At 66.6% G+C, this 18,888-nt stretch carries 30 protein-coding genes and 1 other RNA gene; 27 read left to right on the top strand and 4 right to left on the bottom strand.

Annotated elements, in window-relative coordinates:
- Positions 1–22: 22 nt before the first annotated feature.
- From C5B97_RS17975 to smpB, 8 genes are all read left to right on the top strand, one after another.
- Positions 23–199, top strand: a complete 177-nt coding sequence (locus C5B97_RS17975) for a hypothetical protein (protein WP_167516480.1) — start codon at positions 23–25, stop codon at positions 197–199.
- Positions 186–611 (top strand): TadE family protein, encoded by a 426-nt coding sequence (locus tag C5B97_RS12040; RefSeq protein ID WP_258068191.1) that lies wholly within the window; start codon positions 186–188, stop codon positions 609–611. The genes C5B97_RS17975 and C5B97_RS12040 overlap by 14 nt, the downstream gene beginning before the upstream one ends.
- Complete coding sequence (locus tag C5B97_RS12035) at positions 601–1,038, top strand: hypothetical protein (protein WP_104312254.1); 438 nt, start codon at positions 601–603, stop codon at positions 1,036–1,038. Before C5B97_RS12040 ends, C5B97_RS12035 begins: the two co-directional genes overlap by 11 nt.
- 38 nt (positions 1,039–1,076) lie before the next feature.
- Entirely contained in the window at positions 1,077–1,502 is a 426-nt protein-coding gene (locus C5B97_RS12030; RefSeq protein ID WP_104312253.1) for a hypothetical protein, read from the top strand.
- A gap of 54 nt (positions 1,503–1,556) precedes the next feature.
- Positions 1,557–2,672, top strand: a complete 1,116-nt coding sequence (gene prfB, locus C5B97_RS12025; protein WP_104312252.1) for a peptide chain release factor 2 — start codon at positions 1,557–1,559, stop codon at positions 2,670–2,672.
- A 107-nt stretch (positions 2,673–2,779) separates the two neighbouring features.
- Positions 2,780–3,622 (top strand): cell division ATP-binding protein FtsE, encoded by an 843-nt coding sequence (gene ftsE / locus C5B97_RS12020; RefSeq protein ID WP_104312251.1) that lies wholly within the window; start codon positions 2,780–2,782, stop codon positions 3,620–3,622.
- On the top strand, positions 3,619–4,530 hold the full coding sequence (gene ftsX, locus C5B97_RS12015; protein ID WP_104312250.1) for a permease-like cell division protein FtsX: 912 nt from the start codon (positions 3,619–3,621) through the stop codon (positions 4,528–4,530). The genes ftsE and ftsX overlap by 4 nt, the downstream gene beginning before the upstream one ends.
- A 90-nt stretch (positions 4,531–4,620) precedes the next feature.
- Positions 4,621–5,097: an SsrA-binding protein SmpB gene (smpB, locus tag C5B97_RS12010; protein WP_104241539.1), complete on the top strand. Its 477-nt coding sequence runs from the start codon at positions 4,621–4,623 to the stop codon at positions 5,095–5,097.
- Between the two features lie 98 nt (positions 5,098–5,195).
- Here smpB and C5B97_RS12005 read toward each other — a convergent pair whose 3' ends face one another.
- Complete coding sequence (locus C5B97_RS12005) at positions 5,196–7,304, bottom strand: hypothetical protein (RefSeq protein WP_104312249.1); 2,109 nt, start codon at positions 7,302–7,304, stop codon at positions 5,196–5,198.
- 171 nt (positions 7,305–7,475) lie between these two features.
- Here C5B97_RS12005 and ssrA point away from each other — a divergent pair.
- Positions 7,476–7,844, top strand: a transfer-messenger RNA (tmRNA) gene (ssrA, locus tag C5B97_RS12000).
- Positions 7,845–7,923: 79 nt separating this feature from the next.
- Here ssrA and C5B97_RS11995 read toward each other — a convergent pair.
- Genes C5B97_RS11995 through C5B97_RS11985 form a run of 3 tightly spaced genes read right to left on the bottom strand, consistent with a single transcriptional unit; the run spans position 7,924 to position 9,826 of the window.
- Positions 7,924–9,018: a site-specific integrase gene (locus tag C5B97_RS11995; protein ID WP_104312248.1), complete on the bottom strand. Its 1,095-nt coding sequence runs from the start codon at positions 9,016–9,018 to the stop codon at positions 7,924–7,926.
- Between the two features lie 12 nt (positions 9,019–9,030).
- A complete protein-coding gene (locus C5B97_RS11990) occupies positions 9,031–9,423 on the bottom strand; it encodes an ImmA/IrrE family metallo-endopeptidase (protein ID WP_104312247.1) in 393 nt (130 codons plus the stop codon).
- Between the two features lie 31 nt (positions 9,424–9,454).
- Entirely contained in the window at positions 9,455–9,826 is a 372-nt protein-coding gene (locus tag C5B97_RS11985; RefSeq protein WP_104312246.1) for a helix-turn-helix domain-containing protein, read from the bottom strand.
- An 86-nt stretch (positions 9,827–9,912) separates the two neighbouring features.
- Between C5B97_RS11985 and C5B97_RS11980 the strand changes: the two genes are divergently transcribed.
- From C5B97_RS11980 to C5B97_RS11890, 18 genes are all read left to right on the top strand, one after another.
- On the top strand, positions 9,913–10,206 hold the full coding sequence (locus C5B97_RS11980; protein ID WP_146080806.1) for a helix-turn-helix transcriptional regulator: 294 nt from the start codon (positions 9,913–9,915) through the stop codon (positions 10,204–10,206).
- 71 nt (positions 10,207–10,277) lie between these two features.
- Positions 10,278–10,475, top strand: a complete 198-nt coding sequence (locus C5B97_RS11975; RefSeq protein ID WP_104312245.1) for a hypothetical protein — start codon at positions 10,278–10,280, stop codon at positions 10,473–10,475.
- 1 nt (position 10,476) lies between these two features.
- Positions 10,477–10,731: an AlpA family transcriptional regulator gene (locus C5B97_RS11970; protein WP_104312244.1), complete on the top strand. Its 255-nt coding sequence runs from the start codon at positions 10,477–10,479 to the stop codon at positions 10,729–10,731.
- Positions 10,728–10,961, top strand: a complete 234-nt coding sequence (locus tag C5B97_RS11965; RefSeq protein ID WP_104312243.1) for a hypothetical protein — start codon at positions 10,728–10,730, stop codon at positions 10,959–10,961. Before C5B97_RS11970 ends, C5B97_RS11965 begins: the two co-directional genes overlap by 4 nt.
- Positions 10,962–11,473: 512 nt before the next feature.
- Positions 11,474–11,905, top strand: a complete 432-nt coding sequence (locus tag C5B97_RS11955) for a RusA family crossover junction endodeoxyribonuclease (protein WP_219819799.1) — start codon at positions 11,474–11,476, stop codon at positions 11,903–11,905.
- Entirely contained in the window at positions 11,902–12,303 is a 402-nt protein-coding gene (locus tag C5B97_RS11950) for a hypothetical protein (RefSeq protein ID WP_104312240.1), read from the top strand. Before C5B97_RS11955 ends, C5B97_RS11950 begins: the two co-directional genes overlap by 4 nt.
- A 2-nt stretch (positions 12,304–12,305) precedes the next feature.
- Positions 12,306–13,115, top strand: coding sequence for a hypothetical protein (locus C5B97_RS11945; RefSeq protein ID WP_104312239.1), 810 nt, complete (start codon positions 12,306–12,308; stop codon positions 13,113–13,115).
- Positions 13,112–13,321, top strand: coding sequence for a hypothetical protein (locus C5B97_RS11940; protein WP_104312238.1), 210 nt, complete (start codon positions 13,112–13,114; stop codon positions 13,319–13,321). The genes C5B97_RS11945 and C5B97_RS11940 overlap by 4 nt, the downstream gene beginning before the upstream one ends.
- Entirely contained in the window at positions 13,318–14,226 is a 909-nt protein-coding gene (locus tag C5B97_RS11935) for a hypothetical protein (RefSeq protein WP_104312237.1), read from the top strand. Before C5B97_RS11940 ends, C5B97_RS11935 begins: the two co-directional genes overlap by 4 nt.
- Positions 14,226–14,585 carry a hypothetical protein gene (locus C5B97_RS11930; protein ID WP_104312236.1) on the top strand — a complete coding sequence of 120 codons (360 nt, stop codon included), beginning with the start codon at positions 14,226–14,228 and terminating at the stop codon, positions 14,583–14,585. The genes C5B97_RS11935 and C5B97_RS11930 overlap by 1 nt, the downstream gene beginning before the upstream one ends.
- A gap of 1 nt (position 14,586) precedes the next feature.
- On the top strand, positions 14,587–14,823 hold the full coding sequence (locus C5B97_RS11925) for a hypothetical protein (RefSeq protein ID WP_104312235.1): 237 nt from the start codon (positions 14,587–14,589) through the stop codon (positions 14,821–14,823).
- Positions 14,823–15,278, top strand: coding sequence for a hypothetical protein (locus C5B97_RS11920; RefSeq protein ID WP_104312234.1), 456 nt, complete (start codon positions 14,823–14,825; stop codon positions 15,276–15,278). Before C5B97_RS11925 ends, C5B97_RS11920 begins: the two co-directional genes overlap by 1 nt.
- A complete protein-coding gene (locus C5B97_RS11915) occupies positions 15,275–15,481 on the top strand; it encodes a hypothetical protein (RefSeq protein ID WP_104312233.1) in 207 nt (68 codons plus the stop codon). The genes C5B97_RS11920 and C5B97_RS11915 overlap by 4 nt, the downstream gene beginning before the upstream one ends.
- Complete coding sequence (locus C5B97_RS11910; RefSeq protein ID WP_104312232.1) at positions 15,481–15,888, top strand: HNH endonuclease; 408 nt, start codon at positions 15,481–15,483, stop codon at positions 15,886–15,888. The genes C5B97_RS11915 and C5B97_RS11910 overlap by 1 nt, the downstream gene beginning before the upstream one ends.
- On the top strand, positions 15,885–16,133 hold the full coding sequence (locus C5B97_RS11905) for a hypothetical protein (RefSeq protein ID WP_146080805.1): 249 nt from the start codon (positions 15,885–15,887) through the stop codon (positions 16,131–16,133). Before C5B97_RS11910 ends, C5B97_RS11905 begins: the two co-directional genes overlap by 4 nt.
- Positions 16,130–16,816 (top strand): winged helix-turn-helix domain-containing protein, encoded by a 687-nt coding sequence (locus C5B97_RS11900; protein ID WP_104312230.1) that lies wholly within the window; start codon positions 16,130–16,132, stop codon positions 16,814–16,816. The genes C5B97_RS11905 and C5B97_RS11900 overlap by 4 nt, the downstream gene beginning before the upstream one ends.
- Positions 16,813–18,003, top strand: coding sequence for an AAA family ATPase (locus tag C5B97_RS11895; RefSeq protein WP_104312229.1), 1,191 nt, complete (start codon positions 16,813–16,815; stop codon positions 18,001–18,003). Before C5B97_RS11900 ends, C5B97_RS11895 begins: the two co-directional genes overlap by 4 nt.
- Positions 18,000–18,764, top strand: coding sequence for a hypothetical protein (locus tag C5B97_RS11890; RefSeq protein ID WP_104312228.1), 765 nt, complete (start codon positions 18,000–18,002; stop codon positions 18,762–18,764). Before C5B97_RS11895 ends, C5B97_RS11890 begins: the two co-directional genes overlap by 4 nt.
- The last annotated feature ends 124 nt before the right edge of the window (positions 18,765–18,888 follow it).

Raw genomic sequence — 18,888 nt, 5'->3', positions numbered from 1 at the left:
GCCCCACCCGAAAGGCACGACCATGCAGTTCCTGCACGCACTCCGAACTAGAGCCGCCTCCGAACGCGGAGACGTCCCCGGCTGGGTCTTGATCACGATCATGTCCGCCGGAATCGTCATCCTTCTCTGGACCGTCGCCGGCGACCTCCTCGTCAACGTGTTCGAGAACGCCATCACGCGAGTCAGTGACTTCAGCTGACAAGCCGGTCCGCTCACGCCGACCCATGATCCGAGACGACCGGGGGTCGGCGGTCGCCGAGTGGGTCATGGTCTCGGCGATGCTCGTGCTGCTCACCGTCACGGTCCTGCAGATCGGCTTCGCGTTGCACGTGCGCACAACGCTCCTCGATGCGGCAGGAGAGGGCGCGAGGCATGCGGGACTCTTCGGTGCCGACCTCAACGCGGGCGAAGCGCGAGCAGCCGAGCTCATCACCCTCAGCCTCGGCGCGGGCTACGCAGAGAACGTCACAGCAAGCACGACACAACTCAACGGAGCGCCCGTCGTCGCCGTCACCGTGCGCTCGCCGCTTCCGCTCATCGGCCTCCTCGGGCTGCCGGACGCGCTGGAGGTGACCGGACATGCCCCGCAGGAGACGCTGGATGCCGAGTGACGATCGCGGGTCGGCCTCGCTCGAGTTCCTGACACTCGGCACACTGCTGATCGTGCCACTCGCCTACCTCATGCTCACCCTCTCCGCGCTGCAGGGCGCGAGCATCGCCGGAGAGTCGGCGGCGAGAAGCGCGGCACGTCTGCTGGCGTCCGACCCCGAGTCGGTCGAGACGCAGGCGCTCGCCGCGGCGGCGATCGACCTCGCCGCTGCCGACCACGGCTTCGAGGCCGGCACCGTCGCACAGCACGTCGAATGCAGCAGCACGGCCGGTGCCTGCCAGGCAGCGGGTGCCGTCGTCTCCGTCACCGTCACGATCGACGTGCCCCTGCCGTTCGCGCCGAACCTGACCGGGGAAGCAGCTCCGCTGTCCATCCCGACCAGCGCCACGGCCTCGTTCGCCGTCACCAGGTTCGGGCTCTCCTCGTGACGGGCGCTCGGGCACGACTGCGCGACAGCCTGCGCCGGATGCACGGCGAGCGCGGCAGCGTGCTCCCGCTCATCCTGGTCTTCCTCGTGATCGGGCTCACCGCCGCCTACGTGCTGGTCGCCGCCACGTCGCTGTCCATCGAGCGCAAGCGACTCCTCACGATCGCGGACGCGGTGGCGCTCTCCGCCTCGGAGAGCTTCGCGGCGGCGGACGTCGCCTTCGTCGATGCTGAGCTGCAGCCGGTCCTCGACCCCACGAAGGTGCACGAACGCGCCCTCGCGACGCTCGAGGACCTCGCCGGGGCGACCCCGGACAGCGTTGCGCTCGTCTCCGCGACGACGCCAGACGGCGTCACGGCCGCCGTCGTCATCACCGGCCACTGGACCCCGCCCCTCACCCATGCGCTGCTCCCATCCGGGCTCGAGATCACCGTCTCCAGTGACGCCAGGGTGGTGCTCTCCTGACGCCACGCGCGCCCAACAGCGCCGCCCAGCCCTGGCGGCTAGTCTTGGGGGATCATGATCAACCTTGACCTCGCTTCGGAGATCGCCGCCCTGCGCAGCACCTTCGGAGACATCAGCGCCGTGCTCAACCCCGACAAGCTCCGCGCGAAGGTGGTGGAGCTCGAAGCCGCAGCATCCGTCCCCGACCTCTGGAACGACACCGAGAACGCGCAGAAGGTCACCTCGGCACTCAGCCACGCGCAGGCAGATCTCAAGCGCCTCGACGAGATCGAGCGACGCCTCGACGACCTCGAAGTGCTCGCGCAGATGGCCGTCGAGATGGAAGACGAGGACACGGCCGAGGAAGCCCGCGCCGAGCTCAAGTCGATCACCAAGGTCATCGGCAACCTCGAGGTCCAGACGCTGCTCGACGGCGAATTCGACCCGCGCCCCGCGGTCATCACGATCCGCGCCGGCGCCGGCGGCGTCGACGCCTCCGACTTCGCCGAGATGCTCCTCCGCATGTACCTCCGCTGGGCCGAGCAGCACAGCTACAAGGTCTCCGTCCTCGACACCAGCTACGCTGAGCAGGCCGGCATCAAGTCGGCCACCATCGAGATCGACAGCCCATACGCCTTCGGCACCCTCTCCGTCGAAGCCGGCACGCACCGGCTCGTGCGCATGAGCCCCTTCAACTCAGCCGGAAGCCGCGAGACGAGCTTCGCCGCCGTCGAGGTCGTCCCGCTCATCGAGCAGACCGAGTCGATCGAGATCCCAGACAACGACATGCGCGTGGACGTCTTCCGCTCCTCCGGTCCGGGCGGGCAGTCCGTCAACACGACCGACTCGGCCGTCCGCATCACGCACCTCCCAACCGGGATCGTCGTGAGCTGCCAGAACGAGAAGAGCCAGATCCAGAACCGCGCCGCCGCACTCCGCGTCCTCCAGTCACGCCTCCTCCTGCTCCGCCGCGAAGAGGAGAACGCGCAGAAGAAGGAGCTCGCGGGCAACATCACCGCAAGCTGGGGTGACCAGATGCGCTCCTACGTCCTCGCGCCATACAAGATGGTCAAGGACCTCCGCAGCCAGCACGAGACCGGCAACACCGACAAGGTCTTCGACGGCGACATCGACGCGTTCATCGCCGCCGGCATCCGCTGGCGCAAGCGCGGCGAAGCCGACGCCGCCTAGGAACACGAAGAAGGCGCCAGGGAGCATCGAGCCGGGACACCCACGTCTGGCGTGTTCTGCATGTCGCGCCGGGCTGCGGCCACTCCGGTGCCTACCCTGTTAGCGCCATGATCAGATTCGATAACGTCGCCAAGGTCTACCCTGGCACCGCCGCCCCCGCACTCGACGACATCACCTTCGAGGTGCTGCGCGGTGAGTTCGTGTTCCTCGTCGGCCCCTCCGGGTCCGGAAAATCCAGCGTCCTCCGCCTCATCCTCCGCGAGGACGCCCCGAGCCGCGGACAGGTGCACGTGCTCGGCCAGGACCTGCGCCGCATCTCCAACCGCAAGGTGCCGTACTACCGACGCAGCATCGGCATGGTGTTCCAGGACTTCCGCCTCCTCGCAGGCAAGACCGTGTTCGAGAACGTCGCCTACGCGCTCGAAGCGCTCGGCAAGTCCCGTGGCCACGTCGCGAAAGCCGTCCCCGATGTCCTCGAGACCGTGGGCCTCGGCGACAAGGCGAACCGCTTCCCCCACGAACTCTCCGGCGGCGAGCAGCAGCGCGTCGCGATCGCCCGCGCCGTCGTCAACAAGCCGGACATCCTCCTCGCGGACGAGCCGACCGGAAACCTCGACCCCGTCACGAGCCGAGGCATCATGCGCCTCCTCACCCGCATCAACGCGAACGGCACCACCGTCGTCATGGCCACGCACGACGTCTCGATCGTCGACGAGGAGCGCAGGCGCGTCATCGAGCTCGACGGCGGCGTCATCATGCGCGACGAGTCCGATGGCGTCTACCAGCCGGGCATCGTGCCGCTCACCGAAGCGGAGACCGCCAACCAGCTCGAGCAGAACGACGACGCCGAAGCTCAGGTCGCGTCGCAAGCCCCCACATCCATCGCCGACTCGATCGCCTCGCGCGTCGCCGGCGAGAAGACCACGAAGAACTCTGGAGACGTCAAATGATCGGCCGCGTATTCGCCGAGATGTGGCAGGGACTTCGCCGCAACTCGAGCATGGTCATCTCCGTCGTGCTCGTGACCTTCGTCTCCCTGACGTTCGTCGGCGCCGGAATCCTCATGCAGCAGCAGATCAGCAGCATGAAGGCCTTCTGGTACGACCGCGCTCAGGTGTCCGTCGACCTCTGCTCGTCCGTCTCGACCGCCCCGAACTGCGCAGGCGGCCAGGCGAGCGACACCCAGCGCGACGCCGTCGAGGCGGCCCTGCAGGGCGCCGTCCTCACCCCGTACATCAGTGAGTACGAGTTCGAAGACCAAGAACAGGCCTACGAGAACTTCCAGCAGCAGTTCGCCGGCGACCCCATTGTGTCCTTCGTCGAGCCCGAGTTCCTCTCGGAGAGCTTCCTCATCACGCTCACCGACCCCGACCAGGCCGACATCATCATCGAGCAGCTCTCCAACTACGACGGTGTGGAGGCGGTCACCGACCAGCGCCAGTACCTCGAGAGCATCTTCGAGCTCCTCAACGTCGCCAGTCTGTCTGCGATCGGAGTCGCGGTGGTCATGCTCGTCGCGGCGGCGCTCCTCATCGCGACCACGATCCGCCTGTCTGCGATCAGCAGGCGCCGCGAGATCGGCATCATGCGCCTCGTCGGCGCATCCAACCGCTACATCCAGGCGCCCTTCATCCTCGAAGGCGTCGTCGCGGCCCTCATCGGTGCCGTGCTCGCCTCGGCAGCAACCGTCGCGATCGCGCACTTCTTCGTGCAGGGCTACCTCGGCAGGCAGCTGCCGTTCGTCTCCCTCATCGGAGTCCCGGAGGCGCTCCTCGCGATCCCCGTCCTCCTGATCGTCAGCGTGCTGCTCGCCTGGGTCTCCGCGCGCATCGCGATCAACAAGTACCTCAAGGTCTGACCCGCACGCAACAGCAAGGTAGACCGATGGACAGCCCGTGTCGTAAGATAGCGGGCTGTCCATCGTCTGCCGTCGAGAGAGGAAGAGGCCATGCCGAAGGAGCAAGGGACGAAGCCTGTCGCGACGAACCGTCGAGCCAGGCACGACTACCTGATCGAGGACACCCTCGAAGCGGGCATCGTGCTGAACGGAACCGAGGTGAAGTCGCTCCGGCAGGGGCGCGCCTCCCTCGTCGACGGATACGCGTACATCGACCGCGGTGAGGCGTGGCTCGACGCCGTGCACATCCCCGAGTACCTCGAGGGCACGTGGAACAATCACGCACCACGCCGCAAGCGGAAGCTGCTGCTGCACAAGGAGCAGATCCGCAAGCTCGCCATGAAGACCAAAGAGGGCGGCTACACGCTCGTCCCGCTGACGCTCTACTTCCTCAACGGCCGTGCAAAGGTCGAGCTGGCCGTGGCGAAGGGCAAGCGCGAGTTCGACAAGCGCCACGCACTGCGTGAGCGCCAGGACAAGCGCGAGGCCGACCGCGCCGTCGCGTCCCGCAAGTACATGGGGGAGTAGATCGCGCCTCGAGCACCGATGCGCTGCACGCCCCGAATAGCGATGCGGCCCCCGATCCAGTGGATCGGGGGCCGCATCGCTGTGTGTGCTTGGAACCGCTAGCGCACGCTCTCGACGAGCGTCGCGATGGAGCTCTCGTGTGCGGAGAGCAGCGTCTTCAGGCTTCGCGACTGCCAGCCACGGTCCGTCTGCCCGTCTGACGACGGGTCGGCGCTCCACCAGGCCGTCTGCACGGCCGCGTCGGCCGCGTCGAACGTGTCGAACATCGCGGTGAACAGCGTTGACGAGTTGGCGAACGGAACGGCCCCGACGGTGAGGCTCAGCGTCTCAGAGCGGTACGAGTCGGCGGCGGCCTGCGCAGCATCCGCGGCCTTCCCGAACTCGGTGCTGTAGCTCGTGCAGACGTCCGCGAGCTCGTCGAGGAAGCACTCCGATGCGGCCAGGTCCGCGATGCCACGGTAGAAGTCGACGTAGGTCGACTTGATGCCGTCGGCGATCGTCGTGCCGATGTTCGGGTTGCTGTAGTCCGGGCATCCCGTCGACACGTTGCACGGGTAGTACAGGTTGTTGCCGAGGTCGATGTTCTGACCGTCCGGGATGGTGAAGATCGTCGACGAGAACGACGCGAGCTGCGTGCCGAACGTGTTGTAGATCGAGTTGTACTTCGGGAACGCCTCGCAGAACTGCTGCAGCGCCGCGACATCCGCGCTTGCCGTGTCAGCGAAGTTCGCGACGATGTCGCGTCGCTCGCTGAGGCCGTCGCTCTCGGTCTGAGCGGCCTTGTATGCCTCGGAGGCGTCGGCACCGTCCTCGACCGCAAGCGAGGGCACGGTGGACCCGGCGAGATCGTTGATCGTCGTCTCCGCCGTCGCGACGTTCCCGCAGCGAGTCGAGAAATCGGTCATCTGGGCCGCCGACTGCGAGAAGAAGTCGGTGTTCTCGCCCAGTGAGGCCGAGATGGTGACGTTGGCGGCAAGGTCGAGGTTCTCGGTCGTCCAGTCCGCGTAATGCGCGTCGAGGTCCGTCTGGAACGCAGCCGCGAGCTCGTCGCCGCGGTTCACGTTGTTGTTGTGGATGGTGACGGGGATCGCTACGGCGGCTCCCACCAGGACCACGACGCCGATGATCGCGGGGATGAGGATCGCGGGCTTCCGGAACCAGGGCTTCTTGGCGGGGGCTCCGTTGCCGAAGTCGTTGGGGCCGGACGGTCCGCCGCCCTGGTAGCCACCGCCACCGTTGCCACCGAACGCGGGTGCCCCGAACTCCTGGCCGGGTGCCTGGCCGGGAGCGTAGGGGGCTGGGGTCTGGTTCTCCGGAGCGCCGTTCCACGCGCCTGCCTGCTGCTGCGCGCCATAGCCGGCGCCGTAGGCAGCGGCACCCGCCTCGGGGGCGGTCGAGCCGAACGCGGGCGACTCGTTCTGGCCGCCGTAGCTCGGCGCGCTGTTCACCTCGCCGTACGCCGGCGCCTCGAGGCCGCCGTTCGCCTGACTCGCGCCAGCCTGGCCGGCACCCGGTGCGTTCCACGCCGGAGTCTGCGTCGTCTGGGCGTCCTGCGCGTCCGGAGCCGACTGGCCCCACGCCGGAGCGGAGGGCTGCTGGTCCCAGGCTGCGGGAGCCTGGGCCGGTGCGCTCTGGTCGTTCCAGGCGTTGGGGTCGTGCTGGGCTGTCTGGTCCCAGCCAGTTGGAGCTGGGGCGGATCTGCCCTGGTCGTTCCAGGTGCTCGAGTCCTGTGGGGGAGTCTGCTCCCAACTCGGGGCGGCCGGCGCACCGGAGTCGAGGATCTCCGTCTGGTTGTGGTCTCCGCGACCGAGCACAGCGGTCTCGTTTCCCTCGCCGAAGCCGAGGACCTCGGTGCTGTTCTCGTCGGGGTGAGACTGGTCGCCGCTGGCCGGTTCCATGCCTTCGCCGACTGCATCGGCGGCTGGTGCTGACTCGGCATCACGCGGCCAGGTGGGCGCCGCGGGCGCCTCGTACTGGACCGGCGCGGGTACCTCGCCGTCGCTCACCTCTGGCTGGCCGGGCCCATCCTCGGAGGGCGCGGGAGCGTCCGGCTCCTCAGCCGGCCTGCCGAAGTGCGCACCGAAGCCTTCGTGCCCAGAGGTCTGGTCTTCCGAAACGGAGTCCCCGGATTCCTGGGCGTGCTCGTCGCCGTTCTCGGGCTTCTGCCAATTCGGGCGCCCGAATCCTTCAAAGTCATTGCCGCTCATGGGGTTCAGGTTACTGGTCCTCCCGGGAATCGCCTCCAGGCTTGCCCTGAGCACGCCAGGACGTGGATTTTCCGGCCGTCTTGACGTATGTTTAGGAGCTGCCAGTTCTTCTGGCAGCTGCAACTCAACAGAGCTCATGACGTGGAACGCCGCCGAGGAGACTCGGCTCACGGGGATGATCGGTTTCGACATGACTGGTGAATCGGCGTGAAGCGGGTCGAGGATGCGGGGTTATCTCGTAAACGCCCCTCGCAAAACATAGGTGCTAACGCTAAGCGCACCGACTTCGCCCTCGCTGCTTAAGCGAGTCCGATAGTCCGTCAGCCCGGGGGTGTTCCCGCTCCGGTAGCTGGCGTCATTAAGGGAACTTGCTGTGGTGTTGTGTTTCAGGGCACCACGGGACTTGCACTGGAACTGGGCTCGTCGATCAAGGTGTCTGTCCCCATGATCGGAGCCAAGTAGAACAGTAGACAGACTGCACCCGGAGAAGCCGCGGTTTCGTAGTTGTGGACGGGGGTTCGATTCCCCCCATCTCCACGAAACCCACGTCATGAGCGAAGGCCCCGACTGCCCAGTTGAACACTGGGGAGTCGGGGCCTTTTTCTGTTTCTGGGAGCGCTCAGGAAGCGGCGTCTGCCCACATTCTGCCCACAACTGCATTCAACGCATCACCCACGGCGTCCAGATCATCGTCGAAGAGGTCGGCGTAGACGTCGAGCGTCATCGCCGCGGAGGCGTGCCCAACCATGCGCTGGATAGCCTTCACGTTGGCTCCGGCCGAGACAGCCAGGCTCACGGCCGTGTGCCGCAGATCGTGCGGGCTGACCCGCGGGAACGTGGAGTCCGCCTTCATGCATCTCGCGACCGCTTGAGCGAACCACCCCGACTCCGGCGACGGCCGCGGGATCGGTGCGTCCACGCCCTTGAGCGCCCACACGTGCGCGCCAGGCATGACCAGCGGCATCCGCTTCAGCACACGCTCCGGGATCGGCACCGACCGCATCTCGTGCGACTTCGGAGTGCCGAGCTCGTAGCGGGAACCCATCTGTGCGTAGGCGCGCTCGATCGTCGCTCGCTTCCGCTTCCGATCGATGTGCTTGCCCAGCAGCCCGACGGCCTCACCCCATCGCAGGCCAGTGGTCCCGAGGAACAGGACGAAGTCCCCGTGCTGGCCACTCTCGTCGACGAGGGCCTTCAGCTGCTCGACGGTGAGGTAGTCGTGCATGCCCTTCACCTTGCGCGGCACGACGACTCCTCGAGCGAGGTTCGCAACGACGAGCCTCTCGCGGACGGCGAGGTCGAGGATGCCGGCGAGCACACCGTACGCGCGGATCACGACGGTGGGCGACTTGCCCTTGAAGTCGGCGTTGATCCACGCCTGCACTCGCGCGTGAGTGATCTTGCCCACGGGCTCGTTCTCCCACTTCGGCTTGACGTGGATGCGCCAAGACGATTCGAGGCTGCGCTCCGACGACGGCTTCAGGGCCTTCTTCTGGTCCAACCATGTGACGGCCAGCTGCCCGACCGTCTTGCGCCCGGCGCTCGGCGCGACGTACTCGCCTCGGAGCTTTGACACCTCGACAGTCGCGGCGAAGTCGTTTGCCTGCTTCTTCGTCTTGAAGCCGCGGCGGTCGGTTTGCTTGCCCTCAGGGGTGCGGTACCGGACTCGGAAGCGAGTGCCGGACGCTGTCTCGTACTTGCCGATCGTTGCCATGGTCTCCTGCTGTCACGTCACGAGGTCGAGTAGATCCTCTGCTGCGGCGTAGTTGTCGGGGTCGCGCAACCATGCGCGAAGGATGTCGGGCGTCACGTCGAGCTCGTGGCACCACTTCTCGGGGTTGTGCGGGTAGTGGCGGGCACACTCGGCGACGGCGTCGGCGCTGAGGAGGGCGTTGGCTGCCCAGCGGTCGGCTGCCGCTTCGTTCTTGGGGGAGTCGTCTTCGTGTCCCAGCACTGCGTGTCCGAGCTCGTGACCGAGGACGCATCTGATCTCTGCCCAGGTCTGCCCTTCGTGGAGGGCGATGCATCCGTGGTCTGGATACCAAGCACCGACGTCGTCCATCTGGCGTCGCCAGTGCACGGGTATCCCGAGGCATTCTGCGAGGTCGAAGAGGAACATGCCGCCATGCTCTCGTCGACCACCGACATAGCTAGTCCTGGTCGGGGTCAAGCTCTTCGGCTGAGGACTTCTTCTTCGCGACCTTGCGGCCCTTGTCGAGCTCGTCCCAGTTGGGTTCGTCGGTGACCTTGGGTCGGATCTCCGTGACGCGCGCGCCGGTTGGCTGTGCGGCGCCCATCAGGATCTCCATCGCATCGAGGCCGAGAGCGTCGGCGATCGCTTCGATGTCGTTGGTGTTGAAGGGCTTCTCGCCACGGAGTCGCGTGTAGTAGTAGTTCCGCGACATGCCCGCCTCCGCAAGGAACTGCGAGATGGACACTCCCGACTTGCCCACGGCGTCCTCGATGATGCGGACGACTCGGCGGCTGAACTCGGAGGCTTCTCCGACTGCTCTCTTGATCACATGTACATAGTACCCAATCCGGGTACTTTCACAAGTTTGTACCTAGTTGAGTTGTGTATCTGTACCCAACTAGGTACATTCTTGGCATGGCAAACGGACTTACCCCCACTTCCACTCGGATCATCCGGGCAGTGAAGGCGGAACTTGCCCGACGTGACAAGTCGGGCGTCAACCTCACCGAAGCTCTCGAGCTCAGCAGCAACGCGATCTACGAGCGACTCCGCTACGAGAAGCCGTTCAACACGGACGAGATCGAGCGCATCGCGAACTACCTCGGCATCACCGTCGCTGACCTGCTCCGCTCCGCACAGCTCGACTGGGAGACGGCTCCCGCTCAGCCGGCGATCGAACTCGCGCAGACCGCCGAAGTCGCGGCCTGAGCTGACAAAGAAGGGCCCCAGCGGCGGCTACCACTGGGACCCGATGACAGACCTAGCTGGAGGTCCATCGAATGACAACTGTACAGACAACCACCGACGAGACGGCGAGCATCACGCTCCCGATCCTCCGCTGGCAAACCATCGTCGCGCTCCTGCTCCACACCGCAGAAGCACTCAGTACCCGCGACCCGGCCGAAGCCGTGAAGCTCGCGCTCACCGCCACCGACATCCTCGCCCAGCTCGGCGAGTCCTCACAGGAAGGCCACTGACATGGGAGCACCGAAGCTCGCACCAGTCACAAGCATCACCCCCACATCGTCCCCGATCCTCCTCTCGCCCGTTGAACTCTGCGAGCGAGTCCCCGGCCTCACGGTCGCCGCCCTCAAGGAACAGCGCAAGCGCGGCGACGGCCCGCCGTACATGAAGGCCAACGCCCGAGCCGTCGTCTACGACTGGACCGACTACCTCGAGTGGCTCTCGTCCACGAAGCGCACGAGCACGGATCGCTTCGGGGAACGGTCATGACGCCGCTCCAGTCCTGGGCTCTCATGGGCTGCCTGTTCGCCGTCGCCTACGCGCTCTACCGAGCATGCCGGATCTGCATCGAGGCCGCGGACGCGCTCGACGACCTAGAGGAACTTGAGGTCGACCCGTACGACCGCGACACGGACCCGTTCGGCTACATCGACGAAGAGACGGACCGACATCGTGACCAGCAGGTCGCGGACGAAGCGATCGAAGCCGGCCATGGCTGACGCGGCAGAGGTGCTCGAAGCCCTCGACTTCACGATCATCGTCCTCTGTAGCAGTAAGAAGTGCTGGCAGCGCGCCACACTGCTCGTGCATTGCAGCAACCTCGACTGCCCCTTCGCTTGGCGCCCTGCGTGCGCCGGTCATCTCGCGCCATTCATCTCGGACTCGCGCACGTCTCGCTGCAGGTCCTGCAAGAAGGTCGCCCCGATGCGCGACCTGTTCATCACCCGGCCTCTCTGAGCCGTTCCCCATCTCACCCCTCTGGAAGGGGGCATCAATTGTCGTACCCGAAAACGCCCGTGACCAAGGCTCCGTACCCGTCCGCTCTACCTGTCTGGCGGTTCTCCGTGCGGTCTGTCCGTGGTCAGTGGCACGTCTTCGCGACGCACGTCACGGATCTCGCACCCTCGTGGTCGGCTCCGTTCGGTGCGGTGGCCCACCGGCAGGTGCTGCGCACAGCTACACGCATGGCAGCCGGTCGCGTGAACCCCGCGCACTTCGACTGGGTCGCGCTGTGATCGAGTTCAACGTCGACGGTGCTCCCGTCCAGCAGGGCAGCAAGCAGGCCTTCGGCTTCAAGCGCGCAGACGGCTCGGTCGGCGCCAGCGTCGTGGACGTCAACAAGAAGCCGCTCCGTGCCTGGCGCGAGGAAGTGCAGGCCGCAGCCAGCGACTTCGCCGGCACGTTCATCAAGCACGAACCCTTACAGGTCGACGTCGTGTTCCGCATGAACCGGGGCGTGAGCGTCAAGAGGCCGCACCCGAGCGTGCAGCCCGACCTCGACAAGCTCCTCCGCGCCGTGCTCGACGCACTCACGATCTCACGCATCTACGTCGACGACGCCCAAGTCGTCGCGTCCACCCAGGTCAAGCGCTACGCGCTGCCCCACGAGACCCCCGGGGCGCGCATCCGCGTGTCCCGTATCGAAGAAGGAGAAACCCCATGAGCAACAAGTTCCAGTTCTCCGGCCGACTGCCGGGAAACGACACCAACGGCCTCGCCGACTACGAGGACGTGTTCCTCGAACCGGCCGGGCCCAGCGAGCCGCTCTACGCGGTGGTCATGATCACCCGCGACGCTCGCACCGTGAAGGACGACACCGGCGAGGTGAAGGCCATCGCCAAGGTGAAGCGCCTTGAGGTCGCGACTGGGGAGGATGCTGCGCAGCTGCACCAGATGCTCGACCGCCTCACTGCGGAGCGCACCGGCGACGAGCAGCTGCCCATCGAGGTCGTGGAGCCGGAGCTCGACCTCGAGACTCCGCTGTCCGAAGCGAGGGTGTCGGAGTTCCCAAGCATGTCGCCCGGATTCTCGGACGGCCCCGACGGTCCAGAGGCGGCATAGCCATGGCGACGAAGAAGCCGAAGCCCACCGGGCCGTTCCGCAAGGTCGGCCGCGCCTACTACCTCGAATCCGGTGGTAACCCGAAGGGCATCAAGCTCGACGGGGTTACCACGATCCTCGGCAACGGGATTCCGAAGCCTGCCCTTGTCGAATGGGCGTCCCGCGTCACCGCTGAGGAAGCCGTCGACCGCTGGGACGAGCTCTCCGAGATGCCCGTCGCCAAGAGACTTGCAGAGCTCAAGGGTGCCAAGAACCGACAGCGCGACTGGGCGGCGAAGCGCGGCACGGAGGTTCACAACCTCGCGGAGAAGCTGGCTAACGGGGAGGAGGTGGAAGTCCCAGATGAGATCCGGGGGCACGTCGAGTCGGCGGTGAAGTTCCTTGACGACTTCGACGTCGAGATCATCCTGACGGAGACCCCCTGCTACAACGACAAGGCGCTCTACGGCGGCACGTTCGACCTGCTGCTGCGGTCGAAGCTTCCTGAGCATGCCGGCAAAGTGATCCTCGCCGACTGGAAGACGAACCGGTCGGGGATCTTCGCGGAGACGGCGCTGCAGCTCACGGCCTACGCGAACGCCACCCACTACCTCGGTGCGGACAACCTCGAGCACTCGATGGCTGAGCTCGGCATCACGGATCTGTGGGCGATCTGGGTCCGGTCGGACGACTACTCGGTGTACCCGATGGAGTTCTCGTCGGCCACGTGGGCGACGTTCTCCTACGCCGCCGGCATCGCGCGGTCGATCTCCGACAAGGAAGTCGCTGCGGAGTGGAAGGGCGAGCAGCTGCGCCCGGGGGCAGCGGCATGAGCCCGCTCGCCGTCGTCGTGCTCGTCCTCGCCATCGCGGCCGTTGCCCAGGGCGTCCAGCTCGCCTCACTTCGACGCCGCATCCGTCACGTCGACGTCACCGCCGGCCGCGCGCTCTGGAACTCCGTCGACGCGAAGCTCAACGCCAACAAGGCACTCGGTATCGAGACGCCCCGCACCACATTCACAGAAGGGATCGGCCGATGACCGACACCACCACCGCCGAGGTCGCGACGCAGGAGTCTGTGGCGCCCGCCGAGGTCGAGTACATCGAACGCGTGGAATACGGGTCCGACGACCTGCTCGAGTTCGGACGCAACATGGCCGTCGTCTACAACTTCGCGTGCTCCCTCGTGAAGACGCCGTTCGTGCCCAACCAGTACCAGAACGACCCAGGCAACGCGACGGCCGCGATCATGGCGGCTCGAGGCGTAGGGATCAAGGACCCGATGGCCGCGCTCCGGTCGATCGACATCATCCAGGGCACGCCCGCGTTCCGAGCGAACACGCTTCGAGGTCTGGCGCAGGCCGCCGGTCACGAGATCTGGGTCGGCGAGTCCAACTCGGAGCGCGCGATCGTGCTCGGGAAGCGCAAGGGCGACGACCGCGTGCAGGAGTCGGTCTGGGACATGGACCGAGCGCGTGGGCTGGGGCTGACGAACAAGGACAACTGGAAGAAGCAGCCGAAGGCGATGCTCCTCGCTCGCGCTACTTCGGAGCTCGTACGTCTGATCGCGTCCGACATGCTCATGGGCCTCTACGCGGCCGAGGAGCTCGAGGACGGGACGGTTGTCCCGGACTCCGCGATCGAGGCGGAGAAGCCTAAGCCGAAGCGCACGACGATCGCTCGGAAGAAGCCCGCGCAGGTGCTGAAGGAGCAGGCAGAGCAGGAAGCTCCCCAGCCGTCTCCCGAGGTGGAGAAGCCCGCCCCATCCCAGGATGCCACCGAGCCCGAACCGGCTCCTGAGGAGGGCACGGAACCGCCGCAGGATGACGCTCCGATGGCGCTCCTCGCACCGGACGAGGGGGAGGAACCCTTCACGGGCGATCCCGGCAAACCGACGAAGGAAGAACTCGCCGAGTGGGCGCAGATGCCCGAGGGCTTCAACTGATGCGCGGTGGCGTGAACCCGGTCGATGTCGAGAACGAGGTGATCCGACTCTCGTCCGAGATCGACAAGGGAGTGGGCATCGTCTCGGCTCGGCAGCAGGAAGCGAAGAAGGCCAATCGCGACCTGGATCGGGCTTTCGCCACCGCGTATCTGAAGGCGGCTGGACCTCAGACCGAGAAGCGGTACCGCGCGGAGCTGGAGACAGCTCAGCTCCGCGCGGATGCCGAGATCGCCGAGGTGTCTTTCCGTCACGCCGAGCGGCAGATGAAGGCGCTCGAGACGCAGCTGTCTGCGTGGCAGACGGTCGCGAAATCAGTAACGCAGATGTACGGGGCCACCGGCCCCGGGAGAGGCCACTGAGATGGCAAACGAAATTAGCAAGGCTCAGCAACTGAGCGGCGAGCACATCGGGAGGATCGTGCGCGTGCACGTCAACGGGCTCTTGAAAATCGAGGGCCGGGTCAACGAGGTCAACCACAAGGAGCGCGACGCCGGGATCGCGTCCGTCGTCCTGCGCTTCGACGATCTCGCTCATGCAGTAGAGGTCGACCCGTTCATCCGGGTCGAGCAACTGCCGGCTCCTGAGATGCCGTTCTGATGGGCGAGCAGACTCGCCGCAGCGTCGGCTACGACGACGAGAAGGCAATCTCCGCCGCGATCACGGGGCGCACGATCGCTGCCATCGATCACGAGCACCACGGGGACCTGCAGTGGTCGGACGAGCACCGGCCCTCCGGTGGCTACTCGACTCTCATTCTGACCCTGGATGACGGGACGAAGTTCGTGGCACAGGAGGCCGACGGCGGATGCGCATGCTCCAACGGGTGCTTCTCAGTCGAGCCGTCCGAGGGCATCTCACGTCTGATCGGAGCGACGATCCTGAACGCCACCGTCGACGAGCACAAGACCGACGACTACGGGGATAGCGCGGTGATCAAGCTCTTCGTGTACGTCGAGGGACTGACGGGCGCTCAGGAACTGTTCTCATCCGAGGGCACCGACAACGGGTACTACGGCTGGGGCTATCACCTGTTCGTAGAGGCGGCATCGTGAGCGCCCGCACGCGCCGCATCGCGAACCTTGTGAACGCGAACAAGCAGCTCCGAGGTCAGCGCGACACGGCCCGCCGCTACGCCGTCCGCCTCGAGCAGGAGTGCGCCGAGCAAGACGCGTACATCCAGGAGCTCGAAGGCCGGCTCGTGCTCGTCGACCTGGAGAAGCGGTACGCCGCGACGCCGCCGAGCGAGGTCATCTGATGGCCGCGCCCACGGCGAAGGTGCGCGCCGCCGTCTACCAGCGGGACGTGAACCGCTGCGTGCGGTGCGGTCGGGAGGACTTCCTGTCGTTCCAGCACCGCACCGCCGTGGGCATGGGCGGCTCGAAGCTCCCGCCCACACCGATGGAAGGGCTGACCGCGTGCAGCCCATGTAATGCCCGCTTCGAGGGTGACCTGCAGACGGTCGCCCTCCTGAACGGCTGGAAGGTGCCCCGGTGGCTCCACCAGCTCGACCGCGCCGACGAGGTGCCGGTCTACTACGCGCCGGAACGGATCTGGTGCGTGCTCATCTTCGAGTCCCGCATGTGGGTGTCCGAAGACACAGCTCTCGCGTCGATGCGGGAGATCTACGGGGCTCAGTACGACGAATGGAGGTCGGCGGCATGAACGAACAGATCACCGCCTGGGTGTGGCAACAGGACTGCCAGCCCGAAGACAAGCTGACCATGCTCGCGATCGCGCGGTGCGACGAGACGGGCCGCATGCCGGCGACGGACCTGCGCGGCGTGCAGCGACTCACGGGCGCGACGGAAGAGGAAGCGAAGGCGTCGATCGGTCGCCTCGACTTCCTGGGCCTGGTCGAGTTCAAGGGCAGCCTCGTGGTGCTCGCTGGAGCGGGGGACCTCTCGTGAGTGTCAAGGTGTCCAGCTGGGTGTGGCACGACTGCGAGCACCAGCTCGCTGGCAACGACCTCGTTCTGCTCCTGGCGCTCGCGGACGTCGCCGACGACTCGGGGCGCTGCCGCTTCGTGGAGGCCGAGAAGGACCTCACGTATGCGGCGCTGGCAAGGAAGACCCGCATCAGCGATCGCACGGTGCTCAGCGTCGTGAAGCGGCTGAAGTCTGCCGGCCTCATTGACCACGACCCAGGGGCGAAGGGCCGACCGAACGGCTTCACGATCCTCGTCCCGTGGGCGAAAAGAAAGGGTGAAGAACTTTCACCGAAAGAAGCGCATTCACCGAAAGACGCAGCACTATTCGGTGAAACCGACGACAGTCACTCCTCTTATAGACGTAATTACGTATCTACGTCCGTTCTCGACTTGAAGTTCAAGGAGTTCTGGGACGTCTACCCGAGGCACGTCGCCAAGGCCAAAGCGTTCCAGGCATTCGAGAAGGTCACGAAGGCGAACGGCTACGACGTCGTCCTCGATGGTGCTCGTCGCTTCGCTCAGGACCCGAACTTGCCCGACCCGCAGTTCATCCCGCATCCTGCATCGTGGCTGAACTCGGGGCGTTGGGAAGACGACCCGCTGCCACCCCGCGTCGACCCCGGCCCCCAGCGTGGCTATGACGATTCGGACTGGCTCCGATGATCACTCTCGAGCAGACGGTCATCGGCGCGCTCCTCCTCGACGGGAACATGGTCGCCGAGGCGATGAAGCACGTCGAGCCGGACGACTTCCACGACGGGAGGCTGGCGGCGATCTTCGACGGCATCCGCGGGATGCGCGCTCGGGGTGAAGGCGTCGACGTCATCACCGTCAGCATGAAGCTCCGCGAATGGGGTGTGCGAGGGGTCGAACCGCACGAGCTGCACGCCTGGATTTCGGAGGTTCCGACCGCCGCGAATGTCGGCTACTACGCGGAGCAGGTCGCCACGGCGTCCATGACTCGCGGAGTGGAGCTCCTCGCTCGGTCGTTGCTGGACGCCGCACCGTCGCCGGGGGATGCGATCCGGATGGGCCTCCAGGGTCTGTCGACGCTGCAGGCTCGCCAGGCAGCGGACGAGGGCCGGCTCATGACGCTCGACGACCTCCTCGCGGTACCGATTACGCACGACTGGCTGATCGAGGGGCTGATCGAGCGGAAGGACCGGCTCATGCTCACCGGACAGGAGGGGTTCGGGAAGTCCGCGCTGCTCCGACAGCTGGTGTTCACGGCTGCCGCGGGCATCCATCCGTTTCGGGACTTCCAGTCGATGCAGCCCCGCCGGGTGCTGGTGATCGACGCGGAGAACACCGAGCGTCAGTGGTCACGGAACCTGCGCACGCTCATCGAGCGGCTGGGCGTCGCGGAGGTCGCGCCGAGCGTGCGGGAGCACTTCCGGGCGAAGCCGATGCGGCGCATGGACATCACGAAGCCGAAGGACCTCGCGCTGCTGCACAAGTACTGCGACGAGCACAACCCGGACCTCGTGATGATCGGCCCGCTGTACCGGCTGACGCAGGGCGCGATCACGAACGACGACGACGCGGCGCCCGTGCTCGCAGCGCTCGACACGCTCCGCGACCGGGGGCTGGCGCTGCTGATCGAGGCGCACGCGGGGAAGTCGGACAACGGTCGCGGCGAGCGGAACCTCGCACCTCGAGGATCCTCCGCGCTGCTCGGTTGGCCGGAGTTCGGGATGGGCCTGGCGCCGGTCCCGAAGACGGACGGCAAGCAGGCGCAGCTCGTGCGCTGGCGCGGCGATCGCGAAGAGCGGCTCTGGCCGCACCGCCTAGTGAAGGCCGCCACGGGGCTCCAATGGCAAATCCCAGACGAAGGAGGTTGGAACCGATGAGCGATCTTGAATCCACGCTCCACGAGCTCCGCGACGAGTGGGCGCAGCATGCGGCAGCCGACCCGTGCATCCGCGGCTGCGTGTGGATCGACGACGACGGCGAGGAGCAGCCGTCGGAGGCGAGCTACGGGCGTCTCTGCTCGTGGTGCTTCCTCCGCCTTCGCGATCACCTCGTGTGGGCGCCGGGAGTCGTCGGCGTGCTCGTCGCCGGCATCGTCCCTGGACTGGGCGCGGTGAAATTCGACGCGATCCGAGTCTCCGGCAGCCGCCAGGACCGGGACGTGTTCTCGGAGAAGCACGCCGAGCTGGCGTCGAACATCGAGGCCGCGATCGTCTCCACCTGCGGGGACGCGGTGCGGATGCTCGGCATCAAGGGCCCCGACGCCGCGCTCGGCAAGGCGACCCGGGCCGGGAAGGACGCGGTCGAGACGCGCGACGATCTGCGCGAGCTGACCTCCTGGATGCTCACGCACCTCGAGTCGATCGCGTACACGACGCTCGCGGGGGAGGCGCACGACGACATCGTGGAGCCCGTCCGCGAGGGCCGGAAGTTCGCCGGCCTGAACGAGGCGAGGCCGAAGCGAGCGCGCGGCGCGTGCATCGTCTGCGGCACTCACACCGTGGAAGTCACCTGGACCGACTTCGGGAACGCCGAGGTGCGGTGCAAGACCTGCCACATGCCGGCGCCGGCCTACAAGCCGGAGCTCGTCATCGATCTCTTCCACGAGCTCGCCGACGAAGCCTCCAAGAGGTCGGCGTGATCCGCCCGCTGCGCGCCGCCGAGCGCCCGACCATCCCCAAGGAACTGCCCCGCGGATCCTGCCACCGCAACTGCTGCTGGCGCGGCCCCTTCGCCCCATGCGGGAAGGGCGGCGCCTGCCAGTG

It is taken from the genome of Pseudoclavibacter sp. RFBB5, assembly GCF_002931555.1.
Classification (GTDB): domain Bacteria; phylum Actinomycetota; class Actinomycetes; order Actinomycetales; family Microbacteriaceae; genus Pseudoclavibacter.
Note: the sequence above shows the minus strand (reverse complement) of the source record. Positions and strands in the feature narration are given on the sequence as shown.